This is a genomic window from Pseudomonas sp. SWRI18 (assembly GCF_014268345.1).
GTDB classification, from domain to species: domain Bacteria; phylum Pseudomonadota; class Gammaproteobacteria; order Pseudomonadales; family Pseudomonadaceae; genus Aquipseudomonas; species Aquipseudomonas cedrina.
Window position 1 is genome coordinate 125,609 of sequence record NZ_JACCQQ010000016.1, and the last position, 21,396, is coordinate 147,004.

Consider the following 21,396-nt stretch of genomic DNA (forward strand, 5'->3'; position numbering starts at 1 on the left):
CTCAGCCATGCATCGGCAAGGCCACCCCGAACAGCACGAAGAACCCGCCGCAGGTTTTATTGAACCGTCGCCCGGTTCGCGCCAGCCAAGGCCTGACCTTGTGCGCTGCGCTGGCGACCGTATATTCGACAACAAACTCGACGACGGCGTAGGTCAGCGCGATCGCCGCCGTCTGCGCGACAATGCTGCGGTGCGGGTCCAGGAAGGGTGGAATAAACGCAGTAAACAGCAGCAGCGCCTTGGGATTTGAAATGGCTGAGACCAGCCCTTGGCGGAACAGCGACCAACGTTGCAGGCCGGTCGTAGCGGGGGCATCGAGGTTGATGGGAGCCGAGCGCCACAGGCCCAGGCCCAACCAGATCAGGTAGAGCCCGCCGGCAATTTTCAAGGCCATGAACCAAGTGGCGCTAGCCTGGATCAAGGCGCCCAGGCCCAACGCGCACAGCGTCAGCACCAGGGCGAAACCGAGCACGCCGCCGGTGATGGTGAACAGTGTTCTGCGGCTGCCATGGATCGCGCCATGGGTCAGCGCCAATAACGCGTTCGGCCCGGGTACCACTGCGATGCCGCAGCAGGTAACCAAGTAGAGCAGCCAGGTATCGAATGGCATGATCAGGTCTCAATGGCTAGGTTAGAGCTTGCATTTTGCAAATGGACGAGAGCCATGGAAAGCGCATAATCCAAGCAGTGCGCTGAGAGAAAGCGATGCGATACAGGCGTAGCGGCTAACAGGGGCACCGAGGTGATCCCTTCGCAGCCTCGCCGAGTCTTTTTTTTGAGAACGCAGGAGCACCTGTAGTGAGCGGGCTTGTCCCGCGCTGGGTGGCGAAGCCGCCCCAATAAAAACGCCGCTGAGTTCCAGATAATCCGAGGTTGCTTGATTGGGGCCGCTTCGCAGCCCAGCGCGGGACAAGCCCGCTCACTACAAAGTTGTGCCAATACTTATGGAGTCACTTGGCAAACGCATACTCCCCGCCCTGCTCCACCGCCTTGCGATACGCAGGCCGTGCCTGGAACTTCTGCACCCATGCCGCCAGGTTCGGGTAAGCCTGCAACTTGCCTTGGGCCCCTGCCACTTCGCCGATAAAGCTCATCTGGATGTCGGCGCCGCTCAACTCATCGCCGACCAGGTACGGGGTCTGCCCCAGCACGTCGTTGAGGTAACCCAAATAATTGGCCACTTCCGATTCGATACGCGGGTGCAACGGCGCGCCGGCATCGCCGAGGCGGCCCACATAAAGATTGAGCATCAACGGCAGCATGGCCGAACCTTCGGCAAAGTGCAGCCATTGCACGTACGTGTCGTAGGCCGCGCTGGCCGGATCCGGTTGCAGGCGGCCCTGGCCGTGTCGGCGGATCAGGTAGTCGATGATGGCGGCGGATTCGATCAGCACGTGGCCGCCGTCTTCGATCACCGGCGATTTGCCCAGCGGATGAATGGCCTTGAGCTCAGGCGGCGCCAGGTTGGTCTTGGGGTCGCGCTGGTAGCGCTTGATTTCATAGGGCAGGCCAAGTTCTTCGAGCAGCCACAGGATGCGTTGCGAACGTGAGTTGTTGAGGTGGTGGACGATGATCATAAGGTGCTCCGTAAGGTTAACGGGGGGTATGAAACAGACTACGCCATCGCAATGGAGTGCCCTGCGCTAATTCGCAACCATCGCCCACAAGGAAGCGCCCACGCCGGTGATGCTCTCCCCGGCGATCAACCCGGCGGCGGCGGTGATCGCGAAGCGTTCGGTAAGGCTCGGCCAGCGGCAACTCACCAGCCAGGTGAGCACGGCGCCCAGGGCCATCATCAGCGACACCGAGGCCGGCAGTACAAAGGCCAGGCCCAATGCCGCGGCGCTGGGCAGGTAGCGCGCGCGATGGGCGGGCAACAGGCTGTCCAGCACGCCGAGCAACACGCCAACCACGCCACCGATGGCAATCGCCCAGCGGATGCTGGTCGACAATGAGTCCAACCCGTGGGTAAGGGTTTGCGCCACGGCTTTCCAAGTGGCAACCGCCGGCGCCGGCCATTCTTCGGTGAGCAGCATGGTTTGTGGGTCGGGGATCAGCGCCAGGTAGGCGAACACACCGACGATGCTGCCGATGAAAATCCCCAGGATCTGCGCGATCACCTGTTTATGCGGCGTGGCGCCGATGGCCTTGCCCACCTTGAAGTCATTCATCAAGTCGGTGCACTGCCCGGCCGAGCCGCCGGCCGTGTTGGCGCTCATCAGGTTGATCGGCACCTGCCCCGGCGCGACGATGCCAAAGCTCAGCTGCGACAGTTGGCCGATGGCGCCGATGGGGGGAATACCGGTGGCGCCCACCACCCGCGCGGCAACGGCAGCCAGGCAGACCGCCAACGGAATGGTGAGCAAGGCCATCCACAGGTTGATGCCGAACAGCGCCGCCTGCAGGCTGACCACCAGGATAATCGACACGACCAAACCCCCTGCGGGCCCAGGTTTTGGCACCGTCCAGGTCGGGCCGCCGAGGGACCGGGTGGACCGATGCAAGGCCCAGAGGCGAATCGCCAGTGAGGCCAAGGTGGAACACACCATCAGGCTCACGCCCGGCCAGAGCAGCCACTCCACCAGCGCGGCAAATTGCGGGCCTTGGCTGCCTGCGGGCAAGGTCACCAGGTTTTGCGCCAACAGCCACGGGCCCAGGCCGCCCCAGGCGAGCAAAGCACCGAGCAACAGGGTCAGGCCCACGCGAATGCCGATGATGCCGCCAAAACCCACCAGCAGCAGTGAAGGGTCGGCGGTAAAGGTCAGGCGCTCCAACTGAGCGCTGGGCGACCAGCGTGGGAAGGCCCACAGAAAAGTGTCCACCCATTTGACCAACCCCGACAGCAACGCCGCGCTGAGCAGCACCTTCAAGCGCGTCGCGGCTTCGCGGCCGTGGTTGTAGATGTGCAACAGGGTTTCGAGGGTGGCCATGCCTTCGGGAAACTTCAGCGCCTTGTCATTGAGCAATGACGGGCGCAGGTACCAGGCGATCCAGATGCCCAGGAAGCTGACCGAGAACACCCAGGCGATCATGGGGATGGCATCCAGTTGGTTGCCGGTGAGCAAGGTGTAGGCAGGGATCGGCGCCACCAGCCCGCCGGAAATGATCGACGCGGCAGCCGAGGCCACGGTCTGGTTGATGTTGCTTTCGTGCAAGGTCCACGGCAATTGCCCGGTGGAGCGCTTGGCCAAGCCTTGCCAGATCGCGTAACCGACCAACAGGGCAATGATCGACATATTGAACGACCAACCGATCTTCAGCCCCGCGTACACGTTGGAAGGCGTGAGCAGGATGCCGAGGACGGTGCCGGTGACGACGGCGCGCAGGCTCAGTTCGCGGGTCACGGGGGCGAGGGTCGTGGCAGGCATGCGAATTCCTTTCGGCAAGGGAACAGGGTGACTTAACAAGTGAGCCCTGTCGCGGCCGAAGGTTCAGATGGCGGGTCTGAGAAGGTAGTGAAAACGCTGGAGATCCAATGTGGGAGCGGGCTTGCTCGCGAAAGCGGTGGGTCAGTGTCAGGTGCAGTGACTGACACTCCGCTTTCGCGAGCAAGCCCGCTCCCACAGGGGGATGTGTTCAGCCTGGGAACATCAGCTCAACCCAGACGAAACCGCGCAGTGTTGTCACTCAGGGCCTGGCTGCCCTTGCTCAGGGTGTCGGCCGCTCGGTTGACGGCCCTTGCGCCATCGAGCAAGCGCCCGGCCGCCTGGTCGACTTGCTGGATATTGCCGCTCACCTCGTCCGCCGTCGCGGCTTGCTCCTCAACCGCCGTGGCGATCTGCGCCAGGGTGTCGGTGACGTTCTGCACCGCGCCGGCGATCTCGCCCAGGCGCGTGCCCAGCCCGGTGACGGACGCGGCGTCGGTCAGCGCTTGTTCACAGGCCGCGCCCATCAAGGTGACCGCCTGGCTCACCGTCGCACGCAGGCTGTCCACGGTGCCGGCGATCTGCGCCGTGGAGGCCTGGGTGCGTTGCGACAGGCTGCGCACTTCATCGGCCACTACGGCAAAGCCTCGGCCTTGCTCGCCGGCGCGGGCGGCTTCGATGGCGGCGTTGAGCGCCAGCAGGTTGGTCTGTTCGGCGATGGCGCGAATGGTGTCGACCACCGATTGAATCTGTTGGCCCTGCTGGCTGACTTGCGCCAGCGCATCGGCGGTGTCCGTCAGGCGCTGGTTGAGTTGCTGGATGCTGGCGGTGGTGCGTTGGCTGTCGCGGCTGCTGTCTTCGGCAATGCGCCGGGTGTGCTGGGCACTGCCAGAGGCTTGCTCGCAACTGCGCGCGACACCCAGGGAAGTGGCGGCCAACTGCGTGGCGGCCGCGGCGATCTGGCTGATCTGATGTTGCTGGTCTTCGACTTCGGTGAGGGTACTGCCCGATTGCGCGTTGAGCGTGAGCACCGCTGAACCGAGTTGCTGCGTCTCGTGATTGACGCCCAGCAGGCTGGCGCGCAATTGCACCACCGCGACGTTCAGCGCCGTGCTGATGGCCGCGAGTTCGTCACGTCCTTGCACGGCCACTTCGACGCACAGATTACCGTCACGCAGGGACTCGGCCAGGGTGGTGATGCCGCTGGCGCTGCGGCGGATGGACGCTTGCAGGCACATGAACAGGTACAGCGCGGCCAAGGCCAGCAGGCTGAAGGTCGCCGCCAACGGAATGAACTGCCGGTTCGCGTGGTCGCGATAGTAGCCCAGGCGCGCATCCATCGACGTGAGCGATTGGACACGCAGTGTGCCGAGCGAGTCGAGCATCGCGTCGATACTGCGCTCGAAACCGACCGTGTCGAGCTTGATGCTGCCGCCGAACACACCGTCGTCGAGCATTTTGAGTTCGTTATCGAGCAACTGCAGGCTGGTATCGTACTGCGCCGTCCAGGGTTCCATCCCGGCATATTGCTTGGCCTTGAGCGAGGCAGCGGCCTTGACCAACTGGTCCCGCGCATCGCCGATGCGACTGCGCAAGTCGCGCATCTGCAAACGGCTTTGCAAGGTGAACTGCCCCGAGGAGATCGAGGACTGCCCGACGCTGGCCATCCGGCCGATGCGCTCGATCAGGTCAGGGGTTTGCTGGGTGCCCATCTGCATGAGCATGTAGGTTTCCAGCCAGGGGTCGAGGATCAGCCCTGCGTCGAGGGTTATCTGCTCGCGCAGCGCTTGCATCGCCGTCAGGGAAGAGGTGAAACGGTCATAACCGTCCGGCCACCACCCTACGGTGCGCAGGGATGGGGAGTCCATGCCCTTGACCGTGGCCTGCAGCGCATCGAAGCGCGCCATGACATCGGCACCCGCGTTCTGGGCCTTGAGTGAATCGCCCACGGCTTGCAGGCTTTGCTGGATCACCGGGAAGTTGGCATCGACCTTGTCCATCGCCGCCTTCGCCGCCGGGGTCGGGGCGTGCAGGATATCCGCGGCTTTCCACCGCGCGGCCAGGTTGCGCTGGGCGGTCAATTGACCATCCAGCGCGTCCAGGGCCAGCAGTTGGCGAATGCCGGACTGCTCACTGGAAATCACGGCCAATTTGTCGCGATAGTCCGAACCGATCATCCACAAGCTACCCGCCAGGGGCAGCATGAACAGGAAAAACAGGATCTGGAATTTGCGCGCAAAACCGAAACGTCCGAGCAGGCGGATACCGGGTGATAAAAGGCTGTGCATGTCCGACCACTCCCAAAACACCCAAGCGGTGCACCGCTGGGCCAAGCCTTGAAATGACTAACGGCAAAATGCCATGTCATTGATTGGGAAGGGACAAGCAAGATATGGGCCGCTGGTTGAGCACCCCGAACCAGTGGGGCCGGCACCCAACAAATAACCCGGCGCGCACATAAATGGGGCAAAAGGCCCCAGTGAACACAGGCTTTCTGTAACTATTGGTGCACGTTAAACCACACGCTCACCTCACCCGCCCGCCTCTACCTCAACATCGCCACTGAGTAACGCGGTGATCCAACCGACCTGCCTGGCAATCTCCTGCACCTTCTCCTCAGGCACCGCCTGCCGCGCGTGCTTCAGGCTGGCCAAGGTCTTTCGCTTCTGGCTCAGCATGCGCTGCCACTTGGCCAGGAATACCGGACTGCGCGCCTGCATCTGCAGCGGGCCGAAATACAACTGCTCAGCGGTATACGCCACCGGCCCGGCGCGCTCGGCGACGATGATTTCGTAATAGAAACGGTTCTCCCGCAGCAGCTCTTCACGGAGGATGGAATAACCGTTGTCCATCAGCCAATGCCGCAGCGGTTGCTCGCCGCCGTTGGGTTGCAGGATCAGCCGTTCCTGCCCGTTCAGGTACGCCTTGCCGCGCTCAAGAATGTCGCGGATAGTCTCGCCGCCCATGCCGCAGACGCTGATCGCTGTGATGCCGTCGCGGGGTTCGATTGCCGCCAAGCCATCGGCCAGGCGCACCGCTACCCGTGGTTCCAGGTCGTTGTCACACACCGTGCGCTGCGCCGCATTGAAGGGCGTAGTCGCCACCTCCCCAGCCACCGCCGCGACGATTACCCCTCGGCGCATCAACGCCACCGGCAAGTAGCCGTGGTCGGAGCCGATATCGGCCAGGCGCGCGCCCACGGGCACGTTGGCCGCCACGCGTTCCAGGCGCATCGATAGTGTGTGTTCGTTCACCGACGCTGCTCCCCCGAAAAACGGTCCCGGCTGTTGGTCAAGTGCAGCACCATGGCGGCGCGGGCGGCGTCCGGGTCCTGGCGCTTGATGGCATTGAAGATCGCCTCGTGTTCCAGGTTCGCCAATTGCCCCAATTTGGCAAAGTCGGCGCCGCCACGCTCATCGACCTTCACTTGGGTGCGCGGGATCATCGCACTGCCCAGGTGCAGCATGATTTCGGTGAAGAAGGTATTGCCGGTGGCTTCGGCGATCAGTTGGTGAAAGCGCTTGTCTTCCTCCACGCAACTGTCGTTGTTGGCCAGGGAGGCTTGGTAGTCATCGAGCGCCTGGCGCATATGGCCCAATTGATCGTCGGTTCGACGCAACGCCGCCAGCGCCACGGCTTGAACCTCCAGGCCCAGGCGCAGCTCCAGCATGTTGCGCACACTCGCCACGGTGTCCACGTGCAGCCGCAAACCTTGCTGGGCTTGCTGCTGCAGCACGAAGGTACCGATCCCATGACGGGTCTCGACCAGTCCCGACGCCTGTAACTTCGAAAGTGCTTCGCGCACGACGGTTCGGCTTACGCCGTGCTCCTGCACGATGGTGGATTCGGAGGGCAGTTTTTCACCGGGCTTCAGTTGACCGAGCAGGATGCATTGGGTCAGCGCATCGACCACGCCCTGGGCCAGGTTGGTGGAGCGTCTACGGAGGGGAGTTGCACGTTCAATGGGCATTGCTGAGAGGTCCACGGGGTTGAGCTGGGGGGAGCTTAACATCCGGCCTGGAGATGGTCTCAGGTCGATTCAATATACCGCCATCTTGTATGACAACCTAGATCCTTACCCCACCCCCAAACGTTAGCCTCCGCAGCACCCAAAGAGTGAACTGCACGGAAAAAAGTAGCTAACATGCTGTTATTGCAAGCTTACATATCAACAATCCGGCCCATCCATGCCATCAAGCGAACAAAACAATCATTAACGCATTGCAGCCAAAAGAAACCTACTTGTATGATGTCTATCAACAAGACACGCAAACCCGCATAAAAATAATCAGGGGGAGGTTCAATTGTGAGCCATTCAAGCCAGGTATCTGCCGCACCAGACAGTGATCCAGTCCTCGCACGCGCCGTGAAGAAAGTGAAGGGCCATGTGCTCCCACTGTTCGTGATCATGTTCATCCTCAATTACATCGACCGGGTCAATATCGGCTTTGTGCGTACGCACATGGAGCATGACCTGGGCATCGGCGCGGCGGCCTATGGCTTCGGCGCCGGGCTGTTTTTCATCGGCTACGCGCTGTTCGAAGTGCCTTCCAATATGCTGCTGCAAAAGGTCGGCGCACGTATCTGGCTGACCCGCATCATGTTCACCTGGGGCATCGTCGCGACCCTGATGGCGTTCATCCAGAACGAAACCCACTTCTACATCCTGCGCTTTCTGCTGGGCGTGGCCGAAGCCGGTTTCTTCCCTGGCGTGATCTACTATTTCACGCGCTGGTTGCCCGGTGTGGAGCGCGGTAAGGCCATCGCGATTTTCCTCAGTGGCTCGGCGATTGCGTCGCTGATTTCCGGGCCGCTGTCGGGCGCGCTGCTGCAGATCGAAGGGTTTGGCTTGCACGGCTGGCAATGGATGTTTGCCATTGAAGGCCTGGCCTCGGTGGTGATCGGCTTTTTTGTGTGGTTCTGGCTGGATTCCAAACCCCACGACGCCAAATGGATGACCCGCGAAGAACAGGACGCACTGGTCAATGCCATCGACCAGGAACAGCGCGAGCGCGAAGCCCTCACCACCGTCAAACCGACCATCGGCAAGTTGCTCAGGGACCGCCAGATCATGCTGTTCTGCGCGCTGTATTTCTGCATCCAACTGACGATCTACGCCGCGACGTTCTGGCTGCCGAGCATCATCAAGAAGATGGGGGACTTGAGTGATGTACAGGTCGGTTTCTTCAATTCGATTCCGTGGCTGATCTCGATCATCGCCATGTACGCCTTCGCCTCGCTGTCGGGCAAGTTCAAGTTCCAGCAGGCCTGGGTCGCTGCGGCGCTGCTGATTGCCGCAGCGGGCATGTTCATGTCCACCACCGGCGGGCCGGTCTTCGCCTTTGTGGCGATCTGTTTTGCGGCCATCGGTTTCAAGTCGGCGTCGTCGCTGTTCTGGCCGATTCCCCAGGGCTACCTGGACGTGCGTATCGCCGCCGCGGTGATCGCGCTGATCAACTCCATCGGCAACCTGGGTGGCTTCGTCGCACCGACTACCTTCGGTTTTCTGGAACAGACCACAGGTTCGATCCAGGGCGGCCTCTACGGCCTGGCCGGGACCTCGGTGCTTGCGGCGATCCTGGTGTTCTTTGCCAAGACCAAGCCCTCGGTCGCACTGACGCCAGCCGACGCCTCGGCCAGCCGCGCTGCCATCAGCAAACCTCTTTAAGTCACTTCAGGAATTTGCCATGAACACTCCCGTCGTCACCCACTTCCAGGTCATCCCCGTCGCCGGCCACGACAGCATGCTGCTCAACCTGAGCGGCGCCCATGGGCCTTATTTCACGCGCAATATCGTCATCCTCAAGGACAGCGCCGGCAACACCGGCGTGGGTGAAGTACCCGGCGGCGAGCGCATCCGCGAAACCCTCGAAGACGCCCGCGGCCTGGTAATCGGCCAGCCTATCGGTCAGTACCAGCGCGTGCTCAACCAGATGCGCAGCACCTTCGCGTCACGCGACTCGGCCGGGCGCGGTTTGCAGACGTTTGACCTGCGCATCACCATCCACGCTGTCACTGCCATGGAAGCCGCGCTGCTCGACCTGCTGGGCCAGTTTCTCGACGTCCCGGTGGCGGCCCTGCTCGGCGAAGGCCAGCAGCGCGATGCGGTGAAAATGCTCGGCTACCTGTTCTACATCGGCGACCGCAGTGCTACCGATCTGGCCTACCGCAACGAAGCCGACAGCGACGATGACTGGTTCCGCCTACGCCACGAAAAAGCCCTGACCAGCGACGCCGTGGTGCGCCTGGCCGAAGCCGCCCAGGCCAGATACGGCTTCAACGACTTCAAGCTCAAGGGCGGCGTACTCAGCGGCGACGCAGAAATCGAAGCCGTCACTGCCTTGGCCGAACGTTTTCCGACGGCACGTATCACCCTCGACCCCAACGGCGCCTGGTCCTTGAAAGAAGCCATCCGCCTGTGCCGCGACCAGCACCACGTGCTCGCCTACGCCGAAGACCCCTGCGGCGCCGAGAACGGCTACTCGGGCCGCGAAGTCATGGCCGAATTCCGCCGCGCCACGGGCCTGAAAACCGCCACCAACATGATCGCCACCGACTGGCGCGAAATGGGCCACGCGATCCAATTGCAATCGGTGGACATTCCACTGGCCGACCCGCACTTCTGGACCCTGCAAGGTTCGGTGCGCGTGGCGCAGATGTGCCATGAATGGGGCCTGACCTGGGGCTCGCACTCCAACAACCACTTCGATATTTCCCTGGCGATGTTCACCCAGGTCGCCGCCGCCGCACCGGGCGACATCACCGCCATCGACACCCACTGGATCTGGCAGGAAGGCCAGCGCCTGACCCGCGAGCCGCTGCAAATCGAAGGCGGTTACGTGAAAGTGCCGAGCAAGCCAGGCCTGGGCGTGGACATCGACATGGACGCCGTGGCCAAGGCCCACGACCTGTACAAGGGCATGGGCCTCGGCGCGCGGGATGACAGTGTGGCGATGCAGTTCCTGATTCCGGGCTGGCGCTTCAACAACAAGCAACCATGCCTGGTGCGCTGACGGTTCGATAGGGTGGGTAGATGTGTGTCAAGCTTTAGCGAGGCTGCGAAAGCGGTGGGTCAGGCGATAAAGATGTTGACAGTACCGCCGCCTTCGCAGCCTCGCCGGGGCTCGACAGCTCCCACAGTTGAACGTTGTTGTTGCTGAAATAGCGCTCACAGGTTCGACTTGAATCCCGCTCGTAAGGCAAAGCCCAGTGTCGGTTACCCCAGCGTTTAAAGCGCCCGATCAAACAACGGCGTCACGTCATACCGTTGCTTCAGCATCTGCGCATCCACCAGGAAATCCGCTGTGGCCTGGGCTTCGCTGACAATCTTCGGCGAGATGGGCAGCACCTTGATCGCATCGCGCTTGAACCACACCTTGGCGATTTCCGGCGCCGACTGGTTGGCCTTGGACCATGCCTCGGCATACTCATCAACGTGCGTGGCGCTCCACACCCGGGCACGGGTGAGTCGTGCGATGAAGTCCTTGATAATCGCGCTTTTCTGCGCCAACGCCGGTTCATACGCCACGATGTAAGTCGGCGCGCTCATCAAGCCCTTGGCGTTGCGGATCAAGGTGCTGCCTTCTTTTTCCTGCAGCGACACGTAGGGTTCCCACGTACCAAAGGCATCGATGTCGCCCTGGGTCAGCGCCAGGCTCGCTTCGGCCGGGAGCAGGTATCTGAAGTGGACGCTGCTGCGCGGCACACCGGCTTCGTCCAGCGCCTTGTACGCCAGTTGCTGGCTCCACGAGCCGTTCCAGATGGCGACGGTCTTGCCTTTGAGGTCCGCCACCGAGTGAATGCCCCTGCGCGCCACGATGCCCACGCCGTCGAGGCTGGTCTGGGTGCTGGCGACCACTTTGACCGGCGCGCCATTGGCGGCCAGGCTGATCACCGGGGTATCGCCGACGATGCCTACGTCCAGCGCGCCGCTGGCCACCGCCGAGGCCACGGGAGAGCCGGTGTTGAAGCGTTTGAAGTCGATCTTATAGGGCAGGTCTTTGAGCTCGCCCGAAAGCTCCAGCACGATGCGATTGGAGAAGAACTGATCGCCCACAATCAATGTTTGAGGCTGCGCCGCCCACGTTGAAGGGCCGTACAAGGAGAGCGAGGCCAGGCCCAGCAGAGAGAGCAGTGTTCGACGGTTGATCATGAAATCACCCACAAGGTAGTTGGTCGGTTCCAACCATCTGTGAGCATGCAGTCTGGTCGTTCACCCTAGAAGCTATCGCAATAAAAGCGCGGCGTTTAATACTGTTGTGCACTATCGATAGAACTGCCTCACAGCTCGCTAGCTACTTTTCGTATTAAAAATTTCGCCACCCTTGGGTTAGGGTGGCATCACCAGACCACTGGACCCCAGCACCTGAACCACTTTCAGCAAGGTCCATTGCAATGTCGATTCCCGCTTTGAATATCTGGGGCGCACCGCCCACCGCCCGCTACGAACAACTGGCCGCGCCGTTTCGCCCGCTGTTTGCGCAGATTCTCGCGCAGGCCGCCGAGGCGGATCAGACGCGCGGCAACCTCGCCTCGGTGATCCAACAACTGAACGCCCTGGGCTTGCCCCGTTGGCGTCTGCCCGTCAGTTATGGCGGCCAGGACGCCACCCTGGTCGAGCTGCTCGCCCTGCTCACTGAGCTGTCCGCCGCCGACTCCAACATCACCCAGGCCCTGCGCGGCCACTTCGGTTTTTGTGAAGACGTACTCAGCGCCAAGGACCTCGACTGGCGCGCCAAATGGCTTGATCGCCTCGGCCAGGGCGCCCTGCTCTCCCCCGGCAGCACCGAAGTCGGCACCCAGGCACGGGGCGATTTCGAGACCCGCCTGCACCGCGACGCAACCGGCGCCTTGCGCATCAGCGGCAGAAAGTTCTACACCACCGGCGCGCTCTACAGCGACCTGATCAACACCATCGCTACCGGTGAAGACGGCACGCATTACAGCGTGGTCGTCGACCTCAATGCGCCCGGCGTGCAGATCGTGGATGACTGGAACGGCTTCGGCCAACGCCTCACCGCGAGCGGCACCTGCATTTTCGACAACGCACCGGTGGTGGACGACGACGTGCGCCTGACCCAGCAGCGCTTTGGCCACGGCCAATCGTTCTTCCAGCTCTACCACCTCAGCACCCTCGCCGGCATCGCCCGCCGCGCTGCACTGAGTGGTGCCGAAGAACTCAGCCGGCGCGCCCGCACGTTCACCACCGGCAACGCCGACACCGCCGCGCAGGACGTACAACTGCTGCAGGTGATCGGCGAGGTGGCAAGCCAAGCCTACGCCGCACAAGCCATCGCGCAGCAGGCGGCGCAACGCCTGGAGCGCACGGCGCACCACGTGATCGCCCATGACCAGCCGCTGCACGATGACGACCCTCACGTGGCGCTGGCGGAGCTGGAAGTGTGCCTGGCGGTCAACCCGGTAGTGGATGCGACGCTGGCGGCCACCACCGCGCTGTTCGATGCGCTGGGCGCCAGTGCCACCGCCAGCGACAAAGCGCTGGACCGGCTGTGGCGCAATGCGCGCACCTTGGCGAACCACAACCCGCGGGTATACAAGTCGCGGATTGTGGGCAATTACCTGGTCAACGGGGTGCTGCCGCCCGCACAGTGGCGGGTGGGTGTGGCGAAAGTTTAACCCTCAAGGGAAACGTCGATCCCCAAGAATAGTCTGCCCCGCAGGAGCGGGTTCGCTCCTGCAGCTTGCTGCCTTCAGCTCCCCCCGTCAGGTTTTCTTCCTGGCCCTAAAAGCCGCCACCTTCATCCGATTGCCGCAGGTCGCCATGCTGCACCAGCGGCGGCGGTGTGACTTGCTCAAGTCATGGAACAGCAGCACGCAATCATGGGCCTCGCATTGGCGCACGAATTCGAACTTGTCGTGCGTGACCAGGCTGACCAAGGCCTCGGCCACCGGCCAGAGCACGCTGGCCGCACTGCTGTCTTTGGGCTGAGTGACGACGCGCAGCGCCGCCGTATCCGCCGCCCATTCCAGCCTGCTTACCGGACGCCCCGCTTCAAGCACCTGGTTGATCACCGTGAAATCGGCAGGACCGCCGGTCATTGCAGCGTTCACCACAGCGCTTGAACACGCGCGCAGCTCACGCGCGAGGGTCAGCAGCCCGGGCGGCGGCGTCGGGCCGGCGTGCTCGGGCAACAGCCCCGCCTGCGTCAGCCAGCTCATGACGCCTTGATCATCAATAAAACAGTCATGGCGCTGATCACCCACACCGTACTGCGTATTGATGAAGTCGAGCGCCAGGTTGTCAGCCAGAAAAAGTGCGCCTGGGGCAGTGCTGATCGGATTCATGGGCAGCCTGTAACTAATGAAAATATGTTTTACAGGTTACCAGACCAAGGCATAACTTTCAAACCACCACTTAAACGGTTACATAGGAAGCGCATCATGACCTCGTCCAAATCCATTGCCGCTGCCGGGCTCACCGCCTCCCTGCTGATCAGCGGTGCGTCCGCTGCAGACAACCCGGTGCATTACCGCCACGCGCAGGTCGGCGACGTGAAGGTCTTCTACCGTGAGGCAGGCAACCCGGACGCACCGACCGTCCTACTGCTGCACGGCTTCGCCGGCTCGTCCTTCATGTTCCGCGACCTTATGCCCGCACTCGCCGACCGTTACCACGTGATCGCGCCGGACCTGCCGGCCTTCGGCTACACCGAAGCTCCGCCGCGCGGCAAATACGCCTACACCTTCAGCCAATTGGCAAACACCATTGGTGAGTTCACCGAACAGCTCAAACTCAATAAATACGCACTGATGGTCCACGACTACGGCGCTCCTGTTGGCTGGCGCCTGGCCGTCGCCCACCCCGAACGCGTGACCGCGATCATTTCCCAGAACGGCAACGCCTACGAGGAAGGCTTGGGCGACGGCTGGGCGCCGATCCAACGCTACTGGCATGCGCCGACTCCACAAAACCGCGAGGCCCTGCACGACTTCCCCACCCCGGCCTCGATCAAGTGGCAATACCTTGAAGGCGTGGCCGATAAAAGCTCAGTCTCGCCCGATGGCTACACGCTGGAAGGCTTGCAGATATCCCGGCCTGGCAATGCCGAGATCCAGCTCGACCTGGTGCTGGACTACGCCTCGAACGTAGCGATGTACCCGGCGTTCCAGGCGTACTTCCGCCAATACCAGCCGCCGCTGCTGGCGGTGTGGGGCAAGAATGATCCGTTCTTCCTGCCGGCCGGGGCCGAAGCCTGGAAGCGTGACCTTCCCAAGGCGGATATTCGGTTTTATGACACCGGGCACTTTGCGCTGGAGACGCATGGTCAGGAGATCATTCCGGTTATTCGGGCGTTTCTGGACAAGAACAATCGCTAAACGGTCAACCAAAAGCTTGTAGTGAGCGGGCTTGTCGAATCGTCGCACCACCCAGCGCGGGGCAAGCCCGCTCACTACAGTTCGATGTTTTTTTGGGGGTCAAAACGCCAATGAAGCGCCGTCTTCGGGAATATCCACTCGCCCTTCGATCCCCTGCTTCTTGACGTAGCTGCGCAGTTGTTCGCGGGTCAGGGACATATGGTTGATGGCGTCCATGTGCACCGCCACAATCTTCGCGTCTTTGGCAGTCTGCGCCGCGCGCAGTACATCTTCCTCACCCATGATGATCGAGCCTTCGAAGCCGCTCATCATGGCTTTGCCGGCGTTGAGCACGATCACTTGCGGATGGAATTGCTCGATAGCCTGGTCGACCTCTTTGCGCCACACCGTGTCACCGGCCAGGTAGAGCGTCTTGTAGCCCGGCGCCTGGAATACCACGCCCATGGCTTCGCCCAACGGCTTGGCCAGCGCCGGCACCGCGTACATTTCGTCGGTGCCGTGCTGGCCGCCGGTCTTGGTGATTTTGACGCCGCCGAATTCCGCTTCGTCCTTGAGCACGCGCACGTTCTTGAAGCCTTGGGAACGAATCAGCTGCGCGTCTTCTTCATGCTGGGCGAACAATGCGATGTCCTTGGGCAGCGCCTGTTGCGCAGCATCGTCCCAGTGGTCGAGGTGCGTGTGAGTGACGATAACCGCATCGACCCCGGCGATGACCTCGGCCGGTGACTCGGGCAAATCCACCAACGGATTGCGCAGGTGGCTGCGGTAGGTGTTTTCAAACCCCGGGTAGGTGCCCTTCTTGGCCAGCATCGGGTCGATCAGAAAAGTGGTACCGCCGTAGGATATTTTCACCGTGGCGTTACGCACCTGCTGCAGGTCCACTTTGTGGGCGGCATCAGGCAGGTTCGAACCCGCGAACGCGGAGGTAGCGGCTGCGCCGCAGGCAATGCTGAGGGCCAGGGGAAGTGTGCTGAATTTCATAAGTCAGGTCCTGTTGAAGTATCGAGGCGTCTATTCTTGCCGAACACCTGGATAGCCAACAGTGGCCTGGATGACATATATAGATATAATCGGGCCACGTCATTCCTACTGCCCGCAAGGTTATCCCATGCCGCCCATACGTGTTGCCGTGCTCGCTTTTGACGGCGTCAGCCTGTTTCATCTCTCCGTGCCGGGCATGGTGTTAGGCACCGCCCAATCCGCGCCCGATGCGCCTCACTATGCGGTTGATTACTGCGCAGAAGTGCCGGGCATGGTCAGCAGCGATCAAGGCCTCGGCCTGTCGGTGAACCTCGGCCTGGAACTGATGCAAACGGCCGACGTCATCATCATCCCCGCGTGGGGCCATCAGTCAGTCGTTGCTTCCCCACAACTGGTGAGCGCGCTGCAAATGGCCAATGCCCAAGGCAAGCTCCTCGTAGGTCTGTGCCTGGGCGCCTTTGTATTGGGCGACGCGGGCTTGCTGGATGACAAGCAAGCCACCACCCATTGGGCCGTTCGCGATGAGTTCGCGCGACGTTTCCCCAAGGTTCGCTTCCGCCCGGAAGTGCTGTATGTGGACGACGGCAACATCATCACCTCCGCGGGCACCGTCGCGGCCATCGACTGCTGCCTGCACCTTGTGCGCCAGCGACTCGGGGCCGATGTGGCGAACCGCACCGCCAAAATGTTGGTGACTCCTCCCCATAGGCAGGGCGGCCAGGCGCAATATGTGGAACACCCGGTACCGCACTTACCCAGCGCAACGCACTTGTCTGAAGTGCTGGCGTGGGCCCGCGCGCACTTGGCCGACGACCTGTCCCTTGATGTCCTGGCCGAACGCGCAAAGATGAGCCGGCGTACCTTTACCCGCCGGTTCAAGGAAGCCACGGGGACCACCGTGTCCAAATGGTTGAACGCTGAGCGCGTCGCCCAGGCGCAGGCGTTGCTGGAAACCACGCAATTGCCGATCGAGTGCATCGCGGGAGAAGTGGGTTTTGGTACGGCGCTGTCGCTCAGGCAGCACTTTGGCGCGCAGCTGGGGACGTCGCCGTCTGAGTACCGCAAGATGTTTTGCCTGGAGACAAACGCGCAAGACTGAAGCGCGATAGGCCACCTGATCACAGCGGCCTCCCCCACCGTTTCATGCAGGCTCGGTGCGCGCCAAAGACTGCGTCCGAGCAGGCACTGCCGCCGCCTCTGGCAGCGAAGCCACATGCACGGTGCGCGACGGGAATGCAAAGCAAGCACCCAGTTCGGCGACCGCTTCCATGATGCTCAGGTTGATCCGTTGCTGCACATCCATATAGACGTTATAGCTCGCGTCCAGAACGATATAGACGGTCTCGAACTCCAATGCGCTCTCACCAAAGCTCCTGAAATGACAGCGGTCGAACCTGGCCAGTTCTTCAGCTTTGATAATGTCCTGCACCCGTTGCGTCACCTGCCGGATCTGTTCGGTGGAGCAGTCGTAGGTCAGGCGAAATTCGAACACGATCCGCCGCTCCTGCAGCCGCTTGTAGTTCTGGATGGTGCTGCCGATCATGTCGGCGTTGGCCATGACTATCTGCTCGCCACCCAGGCTGCGAATGCGCGTGGTCTTGAGGCCGACATGCTCAACCGTACCGGCGAGCGTGCCCACCACGATGAAGTCGCCGACTTCAAAGGGTTTGTCGACCGCAATGGACAGCGAGGCGAACACATCGCCCAGAATGTTCTGCACCGCCAGCGCCACCGCGATACCGCCCACGCCGAGGCTGGCGACAAACGCAGTGATATTGACGCCCAGGTTCGACAGCATCGCGAGCAGGATCACCGCCCATAACAACACCCTGACGCCCCAGAGACTCAGGGTGGCCAGGGCGCTCGCTTGAAACGTCCCATTGGCGCTGTGCCGAGAAAAATAGCGGTGCAACCCAAGCGCCAAGGCGCGGTTGGCCCACAGGCCGATCTGCAACGCCGCCACCACAAACCACAGGCTGCTGACTCGGCCAAGCCAGCGCTCCGGCAGATCCAGCAGACCAATCCCGACCAGGATCGACGCCAATAGCAGTAATGTGGTGCTGGTCGCCGACAGCACTTGGCTGGCGATATAACTCAGATGACCATTGTCGACGCTTGCCCTGGCCTGGACCTTGCGAAAAACAAAACGAATGGCTGTTCTTGCCAGTAAGTAGCTGAGCGCAGCGGCGCAAACCGCCAGGGCCCAACTGGCCAGCGAAATACCCAGAAGGGTGTACGTGGTGAAAAAACCTGCGAAATCCTCGATCATTGAAACCCCCTTTTGAAGCCTGCGACGGCGCATGCGTTGTCGCGCATGGTCGGTCGCAGCCAGGTAAACGCCCCTTGCATCTGACGATGCAGTCAAGTGGCCTGTCAGGGTTAGGCGGCCTGGGTTTTCGGGTGTTCAATCTAATCGAGGACAATCGCGGCGGGCCCGGCTTAAGGTATCCTGCGCAGCATCAACCTCGACCCCGGCCTGCGCGCCGGCCTTGAAGCCAGTGCATAGAGACCCCGGCATGCTAATTGGGCACCGCTTCGAACGCACCGCCAACGGTGATTTGCACATCCACTCGTGCAATCGGGTACAGACCGCAACGGTGCTGCTGGTCGGCGCAATCGCCTTTACCCTGCCGGTGGCATGCGTGGGATTCTGGCTCACCGAATGGCAATCACAACTGGCGGACCTGGACCCACTGTCGACCCTGTTGTTAGTGCTCGCGCTGCTCCTGATGCCTGCCCTGGGCCTGTCGCTGATGGTGTACATGGGCATGCGCGAGTCGTTGTTGTTGTCGCGCCTCGACGGTGAAGGCAAGCGCCGCACGCAAAACTTTTTCGGGCGTCGCGAACGTATCGTGTCGATCTTCAAAATCGACACACCGCGTGCCCTCGAACTGCGCCGCCGCGAACAGGCCGAGCCCGCCCACACCCAGCTATGGCTGATGATGCGCGACGGCAGCGAACAGCGCTTGACCACCGATAACGTCCCGGTGGTGCCGGGAAGCAAGCGCACCGATGCGTGGCTGCAGGCGCTGGCCGACCACTTGAACGTCGCCGTGCCCACCGAGGTCGTCATCGGATCCGCAGCTGGCAAGCCGGCACCTTATCGCCCTGCCCCGTCGCCCGCCAAGAGCGCCAGGTTGCACAAAGCCAAAGACCCCGCACCTGCGGTTGAACCCTCTGAAAAACTCGGCATCCCCCTACGCGCCCTGCTCACCTTGCTGGGTGCTTTCCTGGCAGTGCTGGAGCTGACCCAAGTTGTTGCATTGGTGCCGGCGGTGTTCAGTGGACGACTTCGGATCAACGGCTTTCGCTCGGGGTATACGACGTTCTACTGGGCTGAGCAACCGCTCACTTTTTCATTCAATGTGCTGATGGGTGTAGCCGAGGTACTGGTTATTGGCTTCATCGCCTGGGGTTGCCTACGGACGGCGGTGCTGGGGCGGCTGAAAGCCAACCCCTGAGTTCGGTCAGGAACATGACGGAAGGTTTTATGAAATGGAGGTCATCTTATGTTTGGACGTAACAAACTGGTCCCGGAGTTAATGGTCACCCACCTGGATAACAGCCTGGCGTTCTGGGTTTCTTGCCTGGGCTTCAAAATAGCTTATCAACGTCCGGAAGACGGGTTTGCCTATCTGGATTTGGATGGCGCCCAAATCATGCTTGAGCAGGTTGATCCGGACGCGGGTCAATGGTTGACTGCGCCGTTGGCCAAGCCGTTTGGACGGGGTATCAACCTGCAAATTGATGTTGAGGCGGTTTCACCCATTATCTGCAAGCTTGATGAGGCAGGTTTTCCACTCTACCGAGCATGCAAAGACACTTGGTACAGGGCTGAAAATGTAGAGGTAGGCCAGCGCGAGTTCATCGTCCAGGATCCCGACGGTTATCTTGTAAGGTTGGTAGAACGGTTGGGCGAGCGACCGGTTTGCTCAAGCTGAACCTGCGTGCGAATAAGGGAAAGACCCTGAGCTCCCCAAGTTCGCCGAGACGTTGTGACCACCGCCACAACGACCCGGCGATTTCGCCTCCTACCGCGTGCGCAGGAAACGATCGAGCACGTTTTTTGTGATCATCACGGTGTAGATGTCTGCCTGTATAAGCCCATGTACCCATTCGCATGTAGCGGCGGTAAACACCTGGCCTCGACCTTTTTGAAAGTGCACCACCATGCCAGTACCGCGGCTATGCAGACTGATGTTGGCCTCACTAAGGTCGGGCGCCAGGATCGACGCACGAAACCGGGCATCGCCATCACCGAGCATGAATGAATAGGCATCCTCGGCGCGGCCGTGCTCGGCGTTGGTCGCCCAGCCCATGGCGAGAATCTGCAGTCCGACGGGCGCACCGTCTGTGCCGAGCGGTTCCGGCAGACCGTCGACGAAGGTGTATTCCAGGCCATCCACCTCATAGCCAAAAATGTTGGCCTCATCTCCAAACATATCGGCGTAACCCAGGCCCGTCCCCGCAAACGCCCAGTGCTGATGCCTGAAGACCGTATACCCACGAGGGTTGCGCGGCGCCATTGCGCCAAAACCGGCGTATATGCCCCGCACGGCATTCACCCCAAACGTCTTCGCTCCGGGGTGATCCACCCTCGGATCTTCCCACGCGCCGGTTAGCCGACGAGGGTCGGTAGCCGCCAAGGGATCGAGTGCGCCGGCGTCGTATTTGTAGGCGACCTGCCGCTGGCCCTCATCTTCCAAGCGAATCTGCCACATGAAATTGCCGGCGAAGCGCGCAACATTGCCGCCCCCTTCGACAAAGGCGTCGACATGGTCGCGCATCTCCCGCGTCCAGTACTCGTCGTGCCCTGCGAAGACGGCGCAGCGGTAGCCCTCGAGCGCATGCGGGTCGTGGTGCAAATCGTCCTGGGTCAAGATGTCGACCGTATAGCCTTGCTGTTCGGCCCAGACCACAAACGGTCTTTCGTAGGAGGCCCACCCCGCCAGCGCGTAGTACTTGGCGTAGCCGTTAAGCGAGGCCCATTCGATGAACGTGTAACGCGCCGGCCCGGGCTTGCGTTGCCGGGTCGCATTGATGGAGCGTGGCGCGCCCTCCGGCAGCCAGACCTGCCCTCGCGCCCAGGGCCGCTGTGCCGACAGCAAGGGCGCGCGGCCACGTGGCGTACCGGGATGAACACCGAAGTAATGATTGGCGCCGCCCCAGTCGTTATAAGCGGCCCAGGTCGAAGTGGCTGCGACGAGCACCAAGGCATCGGCACGCTTGCGCGCCGCCTTGACGATGAACAGGTGATGCCCGAGCACGCTGTCAGCGCTGTCCCGTACTTCCACTACATAGCCACCCGGCTCTGCATCAGCCGGAATTGACCATTGCATAAAGACTGGCCATCCACACCCATGCTCATAGGCACGGTCGGGCACGGCATGAAATCGAGCGTCGAGGCTGCCGGTTTCATGCAGCGTGCGAGCCATGGCGCCATCACGGTAGATCCTGAGTTTCACGTGCAGGCGGTTCGAAGACACATAGAGGCGCACCGAATCCGCCGGGCTGTAGGCGCGGCGATCCGAGTAGCACCAGGCGGCCGCCGGGCCTGACTCGGTAGGGACTTCGACCCAGGTCTCGCGCGCGGCCTGACGTGGCCCCGACGTCTGGCTGACCGTTACGCCGGTGCCCGGCCTTTCACCGCGTGCAGCGGTATTTTCCAGGTCTGTTTCTGGGTTCATGGAAGTTGCACTCCTTGGGTCGGCTG

The 21,396-nt window shown here is 61.8% G+C and carries 18 protein-coding genes; 7 read left to right on the forward strand and 11 right to left on the reverse strand.

The genetic code is table 11. The annotated features are described in order from the left end of the window. Nucleotide 1: 1 nt before the first annotated feature. From H0Z09_RS18235 to H0Z09_RS18260, 6 genes are all read right to left on the reverse strand, one after another. Nucleotides 2-610, reverse strand: coding sequence for a LysE family translocator (locus tag H0Z09_RS18235; RefSeq protein WP_186692084.1), 609 nt, complete (start codon nt 608-610; stop codon nt 2-4). Nucleotides 611-950: 340 nt separating this feature from the next. Next, a complete protein-coding gene (locus H0Z09_RS18240) occupies nt 951-1,577 on the reverse strand; it encodes a glutathione S-transferase (protein ID WP_186692086.1) in 627 nt (208 codons plus the stop codon). A 66-nt stretch (nt 1,578-1,643) separates the two neighbouring features. After that, the gene (locus H0Z09_RS18245) at nt 1,644-3,368 is read right to left on the reverse strand and encodes an OPT family oligopeptide transporter (protein ID WP_186692088.1); all 1,725 of its coding nucleotides are present in this window, start codon (nt 3,366-3,368) and stop codon (nt 1,644-1,646) included. A 227-nt stretch (nt 3,369-3,595) separates the two neighbouring features. Further along, nucleotides 3,596-5,653, reverse strand: coding sequence for a methyl-accepting chemotaxis protein (locus H0Z09_RS18250; protein ID WP_186692090.1), 2,058 nt, complete (start codon nt 5,651-5,653; stop codon nt 3,596-3,598). A gap of 243 nt (nt 5,654-5,896) precedes the next feature. Beyond that, complete coding sequence (locus H0Z09_RS18255) at nt 5,897-6,619, reverse strand: tRNA (adenine(22)-N(1))-methyltransferase TrmK (protein ID WP_186692093.1); 723 nt, start codon at nt 6,617-6,619, stop codon at nt 5,897-5,899. After that, nucleotides 6,616-7,335 carry a FadR/GntR family transcriptional regulator gene (locus H0Z09_RS18260; protein ID WP_186692095.1) on the reverse strand — a complete coding sequence of 240 codons (720 nt, stop codon included), beginning with the start codon at nt 7,333-7,335 and terminating at the stop codon, nt 6,616-6,618. The genes H0Z09_RS18255 and H0Z09_RS18260 overlap by 4 nt, the downstream gene beginning before the upstream one ends. Nucleotides 7,336-7,671: 336 nt before the next feature. Here H0Z09_RS18260 and H0Z09_RS18265 point away from each other — a divergent pair, with 336 nt between their 5' ends. Next, nucleotides 7,672-9,033 (forward strand): MFS transporter, encoded by a 1,362-nt coding sequence (locus H0Z09_RS18265; protein ID WP_186692097.1) that lies wholly within the window; start codon nt 7,672-7,674, stop codon nt 9,031-9,033. A 19-nt stretch (nt 9,034-9,052) separates the two neighbouring features. Then, nucleotides 9,053-10,378 carry a glucarate dehydratase gene (gudD, locus tag H0Z09_RS18270; protein ID WP_186692106.1) on the forward strand — a complete coding sequence of 442 codons (1,326 nt, stop codon included), beginning with the start codon at nt 9,053-9,055 and terminating at the stop codon, nt 10,376-10,378. A gap of 215 nt (nt 10,379-10,593) precedes the next feature. Here the strand turns inward: gudD and H0Z09_RS18275 are convergent, their stop codons facing one another. Next, the gene (locus H0Z09_RS18275) at nt 10,594-11,517 is read right to left on the reverse strand and encodes an ABC transporter substrate-binding protein (protein WP_186692108.1); all 924 of its coding nucleotides are present in this window, start codon (nt 11,515-11,517) and stop codon (nt 10,594-10,596) included. Nucleotides 11,518-11,759: 242 nt separating this feature from the next. Here H0Z09_RS18275 and H0Z09_RS18280 point away from each other — a divergent pair, with 242 nt between their 5' ends. Next, on the forward strand, nt 11,760-13,001 hold the full coding sequence (locus H0Z09_RS18280) for an acyl-CoA dehydrogenase family protein (RefSeq protein ID WP_186692110.1): 1,242 nt from the start codon (nt 11,760-11,762) through the stop codon (nt 12,999-13,001). Nucleotides 13,002-13,088: 87 nt separating this feature from the next. Here the strand turns inward: H0Z09_RS18280 and H0Z09_RS18285 are convergent, their stop codons facing one another. Beyond that, nucleotides 13,089-13,670, reverse strand: a complete 582-nt coding sequence (locus H0Z09_RS18285; protein WP_186692119.1) for an ABATE domain-containing protein — start codon at nt 13,668-13,670, stop codon at nt 13,089-13,091. A gap of 96 nt (nt 13,671-13,766) precedes the next feature. Between H0Z09_RS18285 and H0Z09_RS18290 the strand changes: the two genes are divergently transcribed. Beyond that, on the forward strand, nt 13,767-14,702 hold the full coding sequence (locus H0Z09_RS18290; protein WP_186692121.1) for an alpha/beta hydrolase: 936 nt from the start codon (nt 13,767-13,769) through the stop codon (nt 14,700-14,702). A gap of 99 nt (nt 14,703-14,801) precedes the next feature. Here H0Z09_RS18290 and H0Z09_RS18295 read toward each other — a convergent pair whose 3' ends face one another. Further along, nucleotides 14,802-15,683 carry an MBL fold metallo-hydrolase gene (locus H0Z09_RS18295; protein ID WP_186692123.1) on the reverse strand — a complete coding sequence of 294 codons (882 nt, stop codon included), beginning with the start codon at nt 15,681-15,683 and terminating at the stop codon, nt 14,802-14,804. Between the two features lie 127 nt (nt 15,684-15,810). Here H0Z09_RS18295 and H0Z09_RS18300 point away from each other — a divergent pair, with 127 nt between their 5' ends. After that, nucleotides 15,811-16,782 carry a helix-turn-helix domain-containing protein gene (locus H0Z09_RS18300; RefSeq protein WP_186692125.1) on the forward strand — a complete coding sequence of 324 codons (972 nt, stop codon included), beginning with the start codon at nt 15,811-15,813 and terminating at the stop codon, nt 16,780-16,782. 42 nt (nt 16,783-16,824) lie between these two features. Here the strand turns inward: H0Z09_RS18300 and H0Z09_RS18305 are convergent, their stop codons facing one another. Continuing rightward, nucleotides 16,825-17,952, reverse strand: a complete 1,128-nt coding sequence (locus H0Z09_RS18305; protein ID WP_186692127.1) for a mechanosensitive ion channel family protein — start codon at nt 17,950-17,952, stop codon at nt 16,825-16,827. Between the two features lie 247 nt (nt 17,953-18,199). Here H0Z09_RS18305 and H0Z09_RS18310 point away from each other — a divergent pair, with 247 nt between their 5' ends. Both H0Z09_RS18310 and H0Z09_RS18315 read left to right on the forward strand, forming a co-directional pair. Then, nucleotides 18,200-19,144, forward strand: a complete 945-nt coding sequence (locus H0Z09_RS18310) for a hypothetical protein (protein ID WP_186692129.1) — start codon at nt 18,200-18,202, stop codon at nt 19,142-19,144. 48 nt (nt 19,145-19,192) lie between these two features. Continuing rightward, complete coding sequence (locus H0Z09_RS18315; protein WP_186692131.1) at nt 19,193-19,624, forward strand: VOC family protein; 432 nt, start codon at nt 19,193-19,195, stop codon at nt 19,622-19,624. A gap of 90 nt (nt 19,625-19,714) precedes the next feature. Here the strand turns inward: H0Z09_RS18315 and H0Z09_RS18320 are convergent, their stop codons facing one another. Further along, a complete protein-coding gene (locus tag H0Z09_RS18320; protein ID WP_186692133.1) occupies nt 19,715-21,370 on the reverse strand; it encodes a N,N-dimethylformamidase beta subunit family domain-containing protein in 1,656 nt (551 codons plus the stop codon). Between the last annotated feature and the right edge of the window lie 26 nt (nt 21,371-21,396).